The organism is Brevundimonas sp. TWP3-1-2b1 (genome assembly GCF_049896165.1).
Lineage (GTDB): Bacteria > Pseudomonadota > Alphaproteobacteria > Caulobacterales > Caulobacteraceae > Brevundimonas > Brevundimonas subvibrioides_B.
In genome coordinates this window covers 15,233-27,021 of the sequence record NZ_JAFCTT010000022.1, presented here as the reverse complement: position 1 = coordinate 27,021, position 11,789 = coordinate 15,233, and the positions used below count along the sequence as shown (strand labels likewise).

Sequence of the window (11,789 nt, the reverse complement as noted above, 5' to 3'; positions counted from 1 at the left end):
CGCCGATACTGGTGGCGGGTGGTTTCGGTCCAGGCCATCGTGGTCTCCATCGAAGCTTCGCAACTCCGACAGAATCACAACGAACTGAAATCACCCAACTTCTTTTTCGTTCAGGCTCTGAGCGCCGATAGAGCACCCGCTTCCCGGCCTTGATGTACGGGAGCGAGCCATGCTCCCAGCGCTGGCGGGAAAGCCAACGAACGGTCAGGCCGGGATAAATCTCCGACACTTGTGGGGGAGAAAGGAAGTCCGATTGCATTTCTAACGCTCCAAGAGTGCCTTGGCGCTTGTTAGATGCAAAGATTGGCGTACGCAGTTACGCAGAGTTACGCGGACAAATAATTCGACATTTTTTAAGTTGGATAGGCACACTCCCTCGATTTTCGGCTGACAAACGCTAAATTACCCAAACTGCCTGTGTAGCCGCTGTAAGCACTCACTCTGGTTTGATTGCCCTCCGGCTTCACAAAGATCCATTCGTTCGGCGATACATAGAATCGTTCTCCGCCTTCAAAGGCATTCCGCGACGCATGTGGCCACTCTGATAAAACTAAGCAGTCATAGATTTGGTCGGGCGACTGATCTGATAGTCCAGACCATGCAGGACCTCGATTAACCTGGTCACCAACCGTCGCGCAGCCGCTCAGAGTTATCATCGCGCTGACGGCAAAAATCATTCTCATAGTGATTGATCCGTTGGTGCTGTCTTTTAAGAGCCTCGTCTCGACGGTTGCACATGAAGCTCCGACGGGAGGGCGACCGGACAGATCGGCCGGCCTGGTGACCGGGTTGATGGCTGCGCAGACCGGCCTCTTGCCACCCCAAGCAATCACGGCTGAAATCACGAAAGTACTCTCGTTATGGCTGAATGAGAACTGGGGGTCACGTCAGACGCCAGCGCCATCGAGTCGCTGATTGATCGTCCAGCCCGGTTTGCCGCTTCCTTGATCGGATGAGAAGCAAGATGGGCATAGCGCTCGGTGGTTCGGCGTTCCCGATGCCCGAGCAGGGCAGCTACTACTTCTAACGACGCTCCCTCGGCCAAGCTACGAGAGGCGAAGGTGTGCCGCAGATCATGAAGCCTGACATCGGCTAGCCCTGCTTTCATCCTAATATCCGTCCATACCTTCGCCGTGTGCTGGTAGTGCCCTTTGCCAGTAGTGCCCGGAAAAACCCACGGCTTGCCTTTGACGCGAGGAATCTTGCTTAGGACCGTAGCAGCGTCCTGAGAGATGAAGACGTTCTTCGATCCAGTCTTGCTTTCTTTGAGCCTGAGAAAACCATTCAGCAAATCGACTTCAGTCCAATTCAACGCCTCGATCTCTCGACGGCGGCAGCCTGTCATCGCCAGCAAACGAATGATCGTCGTCGCCTTGGGGACAGAAGCGTCGGCGGCGTCTAGGGCCTTGCCCAGGGCTTTGAGTTCATCCTCTGATAGGAAGCGCTCGCTGTGCCGGTCAGGCGCTTTGCGGACTCCCATCACCGGGTTGGTGTTGATGTAACCTCTTTGCACCGCATACGAGAATACGGTGCTCAACGTCCTGAGCGTTCGGGTAGCTGCCCCTTCACCGCCTGTGACCCGCGCCACGCCATGCTTCTTGGTCACCTCTGTTTTGGCTGTCTTGCCCTGGGATATGCTGTCCCGCAGGGACTCGATCGCGGAGCGGTTCACCTCGGGCAGCTTGTGCCTCCCGATGACCGCTTTGACGTGGTGGTTCAGACGACCTTTGTCACAACCGATGTTGCTGGCCGACCGGACCTTACCCCGCCGGTCTCGCTGTCCCGGTCCAGCAAGCCATTCATCGATCAGTTCTGACACCGTATGCGCTGAGCGTCGATTCGCCTTGTCGCCAGCAGGGTCCTCTCCAAGACGGACGCGGGCGAGGATCGACCGGGCGGCATCGCGGGCCTTCTCTGGCGTCAGAGTCTCTGAACGACCGATGGTGAGGCGTCGCATTGGTGCACCACGCCCGCCGCCAACGCGGTAACGGACGAAGAAGCTCTTCGCACCTGAAGACATTACCCGGACGCCAAAGCCGGGCAAATCAGAATCCATAACGACCGCCTCACCTCGCTGTGGCGCGACAATCGCATTCACAATCGTTCTGTTCAGCTTGGCCATGCGCTCTCAAGTCCTCATCGAGCTGGGCGCACGATGGGCACACATTAAGCGGAACGGACCGGAGTTTAAAAGAGGCACATCCGCCAGATGTACCTATAATAAATAATCTTTTTCGAGAGTTAGGAGTCAAGCGGAGGCCAGCGGATAATGACACATTGGCCTTGGTAAGGCTGAGGTCGTGGGTTCGATTCCCCCCGGCGGCACCATTCCGAAACGATAAGGCCCGGTCGCGAGACCGGGCTTTTTTCGTTTCCGACTCCCATCCGTGCACCCCGGCGAAGGCCGGGGTCCAGATGGAGGTCATTTATGCGGAATCAGTCGGCCAGGCGCCTTGTCCCAGCCGCCTGACCGCGTGATCTGGATCCCGACCTTCGCCGGGATGCACGGCGGAAATTTAGTCCTCAGCCGTAATCAACGGCGCCCGCTCCCGATCATGCCGTCCCTTGTCCTCATCCCAGCTGAAGCCGATCGACATCGACCGCGAACGGCCCTGCGCGCCGTAGAGCGAATCATAGACGCCATAGGGACGGCTCCGCGAGCCATAGCCGTAGCCAACATCGCCAAACCCGTATTCGCCCGGATAACCCCAGGCGCCGGAGCCGTACCCCGGATAGCCATAGCCGTTCTTCGTCTGGCTGTAGGCCAGGTCCAGCCGGCCGTTCTCGCCGATCGGCAGGGATACGCCGACCGACACGGAGGAATAGTCGTTCGTCCCGATCGAGCCGCTGACGAAGCCGTGCATCTTGCGATCGTCCTGCGGGCCCGAGGCCACAGCGAACGGCTCCGATTCGGGCGCACGGGCGGCGACCCACCGGTCGATCTGGTCGCGCGTGGTCAGATTGTGAGGGGCCACGGCGACCACCTGGGCCGCCTCGGGCCGGGCGTCGGTGGTCGGTGCCTCGGCCCCCACCATCACCGCGCCCGCTCCGCGCGGAGCCGTGGTCACCACGCCGTCAGGATCCGCGGGAGCGAGGATGGCGGCCAGGGCGAGGGCGATCAGCATGGGCGAGACTCCGGACTGGCGAGCATCCTAACCCGGATTGAGGCCGGACCGTGATGGTGAAGTTTCAGCGCCGTCTTGACTCGAGTGGTCACGCCACCCCGTCGCCGCGCCCCAGCGGATCGGGCAGAGGCCGGCCCTCTTCCACGAACGACAGCGCCACGGAGTTGATGCAGTAGCGCAGGCCGGTCGGCGGCGGCCCGTCCGGGAAGACATGGCCCTGATGGCTGCCGCAGCGCGCGCAGGTCGTCTCGACGCGCACCATGCCATAGGCGCGGTCCTCGATGGCCGTGACGTGATCCTCGCTGACCGGCCGGGTGAAGCTGGGCCAGCCCGTGCCGCTCTCGAACTTGGTCGTCGCCTTGAACAGCGGCAGGCCGCATTCCCGACAGACGAACACCCCCGCCCGCTTCTCGCCCAGCAGCACGCCGCAGAACGGCGCCTCGGTGCCGTGCGACAGCAGGACCCGCTTCTCCTCGGCGTTGAGATCGGCCTCCAGCGCCACGCGCTGACCTTCGGACGGCGGCGTCAGGTCGTATCCGGCGGCGGACAGGTTCGGGCGGGTGTCGGTGATGTCGGTCATGAACGGGAAATGGGAACCGTCGCCCAGGGTTCCAAGAGGCCCCGATCTTCTCCCTCCCCCTCGGGGGAGGGTGGTCGAAGCGAAGCGGAGACCGGGTGGGGGCGGCAAGGTAAAACACAGACACGTCGTTGCTTGATCGCTCTGCCGCCCCCACCCGGTCGCTACGCGACCACCCTCCCCGAACGGGGAGGGAGAAACACACGCCGCAAAAGAAAAGGCCGGGCGAGGTGTCCCCTCGCCCGGCCTCATCTCGGTCGTTCAGCCTAAATCAGCCGCCGAAAAGCGTCCCGACCCAGGTCCGCACGGCATTCTCGTCGGCCGGGTTGCCGACATAGACCAGGCCCTGCGCCGGGGTGAAGGGCGCGTTGTTCGGGCGTTCGCGGCTGGTCCAGGCCTTGTGGCCGTAGCTCAGGTCCGAATAGTTCGACGGCAGGCGGGCCTGCGTCGGCTCGATGAAGATGGTGTCGGTCGCCGTGGTCGAGCCGGCGATGCGCACGTTCGGCAGTTTGGACAGCAGGTCCAGGGTGTCGAGGCAGCCGCCCGAGCAGCCCGCGTCGACCAGAACGATCACCGGACCCTGGACGGGGTTCGGCGCGCCGGTGTCCGGCACGGCGGCGCGTCCCGGCAGGGTGAAGGTCGGCGTGCGGGCGGCGATGGCGGTATCGAAGGCCGCCACGACCTCCTGGGTCTGGACGATCACCGGACCGGCTTCCTGGACGAAGCGCGGGTCGGCCTGCATCCGGCCGAGCGTGTCATTGTACCAGGTGCGGTTGCCCGGGGTGGCGCGATAGGTGATGGCGCCGGCGGCCGGCTGGCGGCTCACGGTGAACTCCGGGGTCCAGATGCGGTTGGCCAGGCCATAGCCGCGCGCCGTCGAGGTATAGGCCGAGGCGCCCGAGGCGGCGCGCAGGTCCAGCACGAAGCCTTGCGGCCCGCGCAGGGCTGCGGCCTGGCCTTCGACCAGCGAGTTGAAGGCGTCCCAGCCCGCCGAGTCGGCGAACGAGTGGACATGCACCCACGGACGACCGTTGACCGTCTCGACGTTCAGCGGCGTCGCCGGCGGCATATAGACAGTGGCGCGATAGGCGGCTTCCAGATCACCGGCGACCAGCGGCGCGGGGCGCAGTTCGACGGCGCGCGGACGACCGCGGTCACCCCGCTTGAACTCGCAGGTCGAGGGCGTGCCAGCCGCGAACGGATTGTTGCGGTTCCACAGGAGATACGGTGCCGAGGTGACGCGGCCGGCCTCGGTGTCGAGATTGCCTTCCCACTTGTCGAGCTTGGCCCGGGCGTAGTCCTCGATCGGCGTCAGGTTGCAGCTGACCACGATGTCGCCGATGCGCGGCGCGTTGCGCACGCCCTGCTTCACATAGGTCACTTCATAGCGGCCGTTGCGCCAGCCGGTGGTGATCCCGGGCCAGCTGATGCCGAAATAGGGGCCCAGGCCTTCGAACGACGGCGTGATGGCGATGTTCGAATCGCGGAAGCCGCCGGCGTAGTAGCGCATCAGATAGGCGTGGGCGTCGCCCGAGTTGACCTGGCCGATGCGGCCGTTGGCGTCCGCCAGACCGGCGTTCAGCCAGCTGCGGAAGGTGTCGCCGGACGCGCCGGGGATGGCGGCGGCGGGGTGATTGTCGCGGAGCGCGTCATGCGCGGCCTGCAGGTCCGTGCGGGCCAGGGCGCGGAAATCCTGCGCGACCGCGGCGGTCGCCGTCAGCATGCAGGCGGCCGCCGAAACGGCGGTCAAAAAGCGGATCATAACGAACTCCAGGCGTGGGATGCGAATGGCTCGGCCGCGAGTTAAAGCCGATGAGGCCTCATCTTGCCAAGCGAGAACGGCGCCCGTGTGACCGTTCGTCCATTGGGCGAGCGAATGCGGCCCCCGTTTACAGGCTCGCGAGGCCCGCCTACGGATCGCCGCATGTTCTCCAAGATCCTGATCGCGAACCGGGGCGAGATCGCCGTCCGGATTATCAAGACGGCCCGCCGCATGGGCATATCGACCGTCGTGGTCCACTCCGACGCCGACGCCGGCTCGATGGCCGTGGAGATGGCCGACGAGGCGATCCACATCGGCCCCTCCCCCGCCGCCGAGAGCTATCTGGTCCAGGACAGGATCGTCGAGGCTGTCCGCCGCTCGGGCGCCGAGGCCGTCCACCCGGGCTTCGGCTTCCTGTCGGAAAACCCCGTCTTCGCCCGCCGGCTGGAGGCCGAGGGCATCACCTTCATTGGCCCCAACCCCCACGCCATCGAGGCCATGGGCGACAAGATCACGTCGAAAAAGTTCGCGCACGCCGCCGGCGTCTCGACTGTCCCCGGCTATATGGGGCTGATCGAGTCCGACGAGCACGCCGTCCAGATCGCCAACGAGATCGGCTACCCGGTCATGATCAAGGCCTCGGCCGGCGGCGGCGGCAAGGGCATCCGCGTCGCCCACTCCGACGCCGACATGGCCGAGGGGTTCTCCGCCGTGAAGGCCGAGGCCCTCACCGCGTTTGGAGACGACCGCGTCTTCCTCGAGAAATTCATCATCGACCCGCGCCACATCGAGATCCAGGTGCTGGGCGACAAGCACGGCAATATCGTCTCCCTGTTCGACCGCGAATGCTCGATCCAGCGCCGCAACCAGAAGGTCATCGAGGAGGCGCCCTCCCCCCTGCTCGACGACGCGACCCGCAAGGCCATGTCCGAACAGGCCATCGCCCTGGCGCGCGCCGTGAACTACGACTCGGCCGGCACGGTGGAATTCGTGGCGGGCCAGGACCGCAGCTTCTTCTTCCTCGAGATGAACACCCGGCTCCAGGTCGAACACCCGGTCACCGAACTGATCACCGGCGTCGATCTGGTCGAACAGATGATCCGCTCGGCTGCCGGCGAGACCATGGCCTTCGGTCAGGACGACCTGAAGATCAACGGCTGGGCCATCGAGAGCCGCATCTACGCCGAGGACCCCTATCGCGGCTTCCTGCCCTCCATCGGCCGCCTGGTCCGCTACGATCAGCCGGAAGAGGGCGAGCACGACAGCCCCATCGGGACCTACACGGTCAGGAACGATTCAGGCGTCCGCGAGGGCGACGAGATCTCCATCTTCTACGATCCCATGATCGCCAAGCTGAACACCTGGGCCCCGACCCGTCTCGGCGCCATCGAGGGCATGGCCCGGGCGCTGGAGGACACCCACCTCCAGGGCGTCGGCCACAACGTCCCTTTCCTCGCCGCCGTGATGGACCAAGAGCGGTTCAAATCCGGCCAGCTCTCGACCAGCTACATCAAGGACGAATTCCCCGACGGCTTCAAAGGCGCCCTGCCCGACCGCCGCCGCACCGACATCCTGATCGCCACCGCCGCCGCGATGAACGAGATTATCAGCGAACAGTCCGGCGACCCGTCCGACCGCACCGACTGGATCGTCCTCATCGACCGCGACGCCCACGGCGTCACCCTCGGCTATGACGAGGAAGAGGCCCTGACGCTCGACCTCGCCGGCGAGGACCGCGCCCTCCAGCTCAGCGAGATCGACTGGCGTCCCGGCCTGGCCCAGTTCCGCGCCGTCCTCGACGACGCGGCCTATACCGCCGAGGTCGCCCGCATCGCCGACGGCTTCCAGATCCGCACCGGCGCCACCAGGGCCCGCGTCCGCGTTCTCACCCCGCGCATGGCCGAGCTGTTCGCCCGCCTGCCCGAGAAACAGGCCGCCGACACCTCCAAACTGATCCAGTCCCCCATGCCCGGCCTCGTCGTCTCCATCGCAGTCACCGTCGGCCAGGAGGTCAAGGCCGGCGAGACCGTCGCGGTCATCGAGGCAATGAAGATGCAGAACATCCTCAAGGCCGAACGCGACGGCGTCGTGAAGGCCGTCGGGGCCAAGGCCGGCGACCCGGTCGCGGCGGACGATGTGCTGGTGGAGTTCGGATAGGCTTCCAACGAACCGACGCCTGCTCTCCTTTCGTCATTCCGGGCGAAGGCCTTCTCGCGCCGGAGAGCCGGAACAAGGCGGCGCGCAGTAGGCAACCTGGCGCGCACACGGCTGACTCATCGCGTCCGCTCCGGGACTTCGCAGCGCTGCGCCCGGCATGTCAAAAAGGCTGCGGGTCCGCGAGCGGGAGGTCGCTCTCAGCCCCGCAGCCGTCGCCATGGTGCGATGTCCGCTTCCGACCGACGTTCTGACAAGGTCGAGCGGCCCGCCGTGATCGGCCCTTTCGGTCACGGACCATGACTATATTGCCGCCGGGCCATCGGTTATCTACGTATTGGCAAGTGTGCATAGCCTAGCCTGCGGAACGTCAGAATATGACTTATAACATCGGCGTCACCAGCGAGCGTCTGGGACGGATCGTCGAAGAGGCGACAAGCGAAGTCTATATTTTCTCGGCTAACGATTTCACGTTTCTTCTTGTCAACAGAGGCGCGCGGGAAAATCTTGGCTATACCAGCGCTGAAATCTCCGCGTTGACGCCTTGGGACTTGAAACCAGAGATAGGCAGGGACGATTTCCTGTCCATGGTCCGACCGCTCTTTTCTGGAGAGATCGAACGTCTGGACTTTGAGACGATTCATCGCCGCAAGGACGGCACCGACTACAATGTGGCCGTCCAGCTTCAACTCTTCGAAGAGGAGGGCGATTGCGTCTTCTATGCAGCGATTCAGGACATCACCGCACACCGTCGTCTCGAGCAGGAAACCCGGGCGCTTGCTCGTCGGCTTGATGCGATCCTGGACAACACCACCATGTCCGTCTTCGTCATGGATGAGAGTCAACAGTGCACGTTCATGAACAAGGCCGCTGAAAAACTCACGGGCCATGCCTTTGCCGAGACGACCGGACGCCCGCTTCATGATGTGATCCATCATACCTACCCGGACGGCCGTCCCTTCCCGCTTTCAGAATGCGCTATCGACCGGGCTTTCCCTGAAAACGCCGGGACGCAGGGGGAAGAGGTTTTCATTCACAAGAACGGTTCTTTTTACCCCGTCGCTTTCACCGCCAGCCCGATCCGAAACGACGAAGCCAGGGTCGTCGGGACGATCATTGAGGTTCGCGACATCAGCGAGGAGAAGCGCAACGAGGAGGCCCGAAAGCTCCTGATGCACGAGGTCGATCACCGCGCGCGCAACGTCCTCTCGATCGTGCATTCGCTCACACGCCTTACCCGTGCCGACGATCTGGAGTCCTACAAGGAAATCCTCGTGGGCCGGATCAACGCCCTGGCGCGCGCGCAAACGTCTCTGGCCAGTCGGCGATGGGAAGGGGGCCGACTCGAAGATGTCGTGAGAGAGGAATTGGAGGCCCTCTGCCCCAGGGACTCTACCGAATTCGAAGGTCCCGAGGTCGCCCTGTCGCCACAGCAGGTTCAGCCGATCAGCATGCTGCTCCATGAGCTGGCGACGAATGCGAACAAGTACGGCGCCTGTAGCCAGTTCGGGGGCCGCGTGTCGGTCAGCTGGACGATCAAGGCGCATCAAGTGATGCTTCAGTGGCGCGAAACCGGGGGACCCCAGGTCGTGGCGCCCACGCGGGAAGGGTTTGGATCGTCTCTGAAATCCAGCGTCGTGGCTCAGATTAAAGGAACCATCACCCGATCCTGGGAGCCAACAGGACTCGTCGTGGACATTGCTTTTCCACTCTGAACGGCGAGTTCCATCAGACGAAATTCTGCTGGCGTCAGACAGGCAGACACAGACGATGCCGAAATTGGACGGGTAAGCGATGTCGTCGAGTGGGCTGGCGAGGTGAGACCCCATAGCCCCCCCCCGGCAGTCGGCAGCGGCGATAGAGCCTGACCGGCTGGCGCCGACCCCCACGCCAGCCTCAGGAAAGGTGAGCCCTGAGCGCGCTTAAGCCGGATGTCGATCAGGCTGCAGACACGGTTGCTCGTTCGCCCGTCCCAATCGACAGGATTTCCTGCAACAGAAGCGCCGGCGAGATAGGCTTGCCGACCACTCCGTCCATGCCCGCCGCCATGTATTCCGCCCGATGAGAGTCGAGCACATTCGCAGTCAGCGCGATGACGGGAACACGCCCGATACGGCCAGCCAGATGTCGCATGCGGCGGGTCGTCTCCAGTCCATCCATTTCCGGCATCTGGATATCCATCAGGATGACGTCAAAACGGGCGTTCAACGCCATTTCGATGGACTCTGGCCCGCTCTGCGCTGTTTCCACCACCGCACCCATCCGCCGGAGCAGGGTGGCGGCGATCAGCAGATTGGTCGCATTGTCATCGACCACAAGAACACGGGTCCCGTCGAGCAGGCTGTCACCGGCGTCCAGGGCTTCCATCGCTTGCTGTGGTCCGCAGTGCGGAGCAGGGATTTCGAGATGAAACGTCGAGCCCTTGCCCGCTTCACTCACCACATGGACACCCCCGCCCATCTGTTCGGCGATCTTTCGCGTGATCGCCAGGCCAAGGCCTGTTCCACCGAAGTTTCTCGTCGTTGATCTGTCTGCCTGTTCGAACCGCTGAAACAGACCAGCTTGGGCCTCTGTCGAAATACCAATGCCCGTATCCGAGACATCGAAGCAGAGCCCTCGCCCCTCAGCGCGTTCGACAGCAGTGACGATCAACTCGACATGTCCCTCTGGTGTGAACTTGACAGCATTCCCGATCAGATTGAACAGGCATTGATTCAGTCTCAGCGGGTCCAGGTGCGCCTCCGCGACCGAAGGATCTATGCGGCAGCGGAATTCGAGCCCCTTCTGCAGACATTGGGGTTCGAAGGTGGCGGCAATCGACCGAACAAGGCGCTTGATATCGGTCGTCTCGGGCGAGATTGACATCTTGCCCGCCTCGATCTTGCTGAAGTCGAGAATATCGTTGATGACAGAATTGACAAGTTCTCCCGAACTCGATGCCACTTCGAGCAACCGTTTCCCTTCTGATGTTAAAGGTTCCGTCTTCAAAAGATGAAGCGATCCGATCACGCCATTCAGGGGCGTCCTTATTTCGTGGCTCATCGAGGCCAGAAATTCTGATTTGGCCCGACTGGCCTGTTCTGCGACAACGAGCGCAATCTCCAAACTCCGCTTTGACCGCCGGGCCGCGAGGCTGAAGTAAAAAATCGTAATCGCGCTTATGGTTACAAGCGTTACGATGTACGGCCATGTAAGAAAGATAAAATGGATTGCAGGACGATGGGACGTCCATCTCAACGAGAGAAACGGCTGACCATTTTGATCGCCGATCGCGATCGTTAGTTTGTCGGAAGCCGGCGGAGTCTCAAACGGCACGATTTGGGCGTCTTGCAACAGGTATCGATCCGAAAGAACGCCAATAAATGCCGCGTCGATCGCCTCTGCGGTGACTATGACTGGCGCACGGTCACCGGGCAGGATTGTACCAAAATCCGGCTGCACCAAGGTTGCAACCAGTATATAGGGCGCCCCGGCGATCTGACTGAATGCTGACGCCTGGATCGGCGACGAGATCATCCGCGTGTTTCCAGGCTCCAGCCGGAACGGGCCACGCTGGATTTCCCTCCGTCTGATTTCGGAGATCAGGGGGGCTGCCTGCGCCGCGAGCGCGGCCTCGACGGCGGGTGATGCCGGTCCGCCCTTGTCACGCGAGAACACGACGGTCTCACGACTGTCCAGCACGGAGACCAGATCGAATCCGCTGGTCTGGGTCAGGAAGGCTCCGACGTTCGCCGCCGCCCAGACGGGGTCGAAGTTCTGATCGAGGTTCGCAACCGCGTCGTCCCAGTTGGCCTGTGGCACCACGGCGGCTCGCAGCTCCGCGCTTCTCGCAGCGAGGCCGTTCCGCATCAGCTCTCGTTCGGAGGTGTCTGCGATCGCGTCAACGCCACCTGCAGCTCGCCAGAGCAGGAAGATCAGTGAAGCAACGACAATCAATATGGCAATGGTAAGGGTCGCCGTTTCGCCGATTTTAAACCGGTCTTGGAGACTTTTTTTGTTCATCAAGAAATGATGCTTTCCATTTCCTGTAAAAATCACAATTTTTGAATATGTAGAAACACCTATAATAATCTGGACGACGCAGACATTCGATCGCGGGACGACGACAGGTTCGAGTTGTCATTCTTTGAGCGTCAAAGCAGCAGTTTCGTCGTCCCGTGCGGCAGAGTGC

The 11,789-nt window shown here is 62.6% G+C and carries 7 protein-coding genes; 2 read left to right on the top strand and 5 right to left on the bottom strand.

Annotated features, from left to right (window positions below):
• Nucleotides 1-841: 841 nt before the first annotated feature.
• The 4 genes from ACP7AB_RS16280 to ACP7AB_RS16265 all read right to left on the bottom strand — a co-directional run bounded on the left by ACP7AB_RS16280 (nucleotide 842) and on the right by ACP7AB_RS16265 (nucleotide 5,464).
• On the bottom strand, nucleotides 842-2,122 hold the full coding sequence (locus ACP7AB_RS16280) for a tyrosine-type recombinase/integrase (RefSeq protein WP_426046191.1): 1,281 nt from the start codon (nucleotides 2,120-2,122) through the stop codon (nucleotides 842-844).
• Between the two features lie 394 nt (nucleotides 2,123-2,516).
• Nucleotides 2,517-3,125 (bottom strand): hypothetical protein, encoded by a 609-nt coding sequence (locus tag ACP7AB_RS16275; RefSeq protein WP_425987577.1) that lies wholly within the window; start codon nucleotides 3,123-3,125, stop codon nucleotides 2,517-2,519.
• A gap of 88 nt (nucleotides 3,126-3,213) precedes the next feature.
• On the bottom strand, nucleotides 3,214-3,705 hold the full coding sequence (msrB, locus tag ACP7AB_RS16270) for a peptide-methionine (R)-S-oxide reductase MsrB (protein WP_425987579.1): 492 nt from the start codon (nucleotides 3,703-3,705) through the stop codon (nucleotides 3,214-3,216).
• Between the two features lie 268 nt (nucleotides 3,706-3,973).
• Complete coding sequence (locus ACP7AB_RS16265; protein ID WP_425987580.1) at nucleotides 3,974-5,464, bottom strand: hypothetical protein; 1,491 nt, start codon at nucleotides 5,462-5,464, stop codon at nucleotides 3,974-3,976.
• A gap of 162 nt (nucleotides 5,465-5,626) precedes the next feature.
• On the opposite strand from ACP7AB_RS16265, the gene ACP7AB_RS16260 reads away from it, so the two are divergent.
• On the top strand, nucleotides 5,627-7,621 hold the full coding sequence (locus tag ACP7AB_RS16260) for a biotin carboxylase N-terminal domain-containing protein (protein WP_425987582.1): 1,995 nt from the start codon (nucleotides 5,627-5,629) through the stop codon (nucleotides 7,619-7,621).
• Between the two features lie 374 nt (nucleotides 7,622-7,995).
• Nucleotides 7,996-9,333, top strand: a complete 1,338-nt coding sequence (locus tag ACP7AB_RS16255; RefSeq protein ID WP_425987584.1) for a PAS domain S-box protein — start codon at nucleotides 7,996-7,998, stop codon at nucleotides 9,331-9,333.
• A 223-nt stretch (nucleotides 9,334-9,556) separates the two neighbouring features.
• Here ACP7AB_RS16255 and ACP7AB_RS16250 read toward each other — a convergent pair whose 3' ends face one another.
• Nucleotides 9,557-11,620: an ATP-binding protein gene (locus ACP7AB_RS16250; protein ID WP_425987645.1), complete on the bottom strand. Its 2,064-nt coding sequence runs from the start codon at nucleotides 11,618-11,620 to the stop codon at nucleotides 9,557-9,559.
• Nucleotides 11,621-11,789: the final 169 nt, after the last annotated feature.

Coding starts and splice junctions, on each gene's coding strand:
- ACP7AB_RS16250 (WP_425987645.1), bottom strand. CDS start 11,620: ATGAACAAAAAAAGTCTCCAAGACCGGTTTAAAATCGGCGAAACGGCG.
- msrB (WP_425987579.1), bottom strand. CDS start 3,705: ATGACCGACATCACCGACACCCGCCCGAACCTGTCCGCCGCCGGATAC.
- ACP7AB_RS16255 (WP_425987584.1), top strand. CDS start 7,996: ATGACTTATAACATCGGCGTCACCAGCGAGCGTCTGGGACGGATCGTC.
- ACP7AB_RS16280 (WP_426046191.1), bottom strand. CDS start 2,122: ATGGCCAAGCTGAACAGAACGATTGTGAATGCGATTGTCGCGCCACAG.
- ACP7AB_RS16275 (WP_425987577.1), bottom strand. CDS start 3,125: ATGCTGATCGCCCTCGCCCTGGCCGCCATCCTCGCTCCCGCGGATCCT.
- ACP7AB_RS16260 (WP_425987582.1), top strand. CDS start 5,627: ATGTTCTCCAAGATCCTGATCGCGAACCGGGGCGAGATCGCCGTCCGG.
- ACP7AB_RS16265 (WP_425987580.1), bottom strand. CDS start 5,464: ATGATCCGCTTTTTGACCGCCGTTTCGGCGGCCGCCTGCATGCTGACG.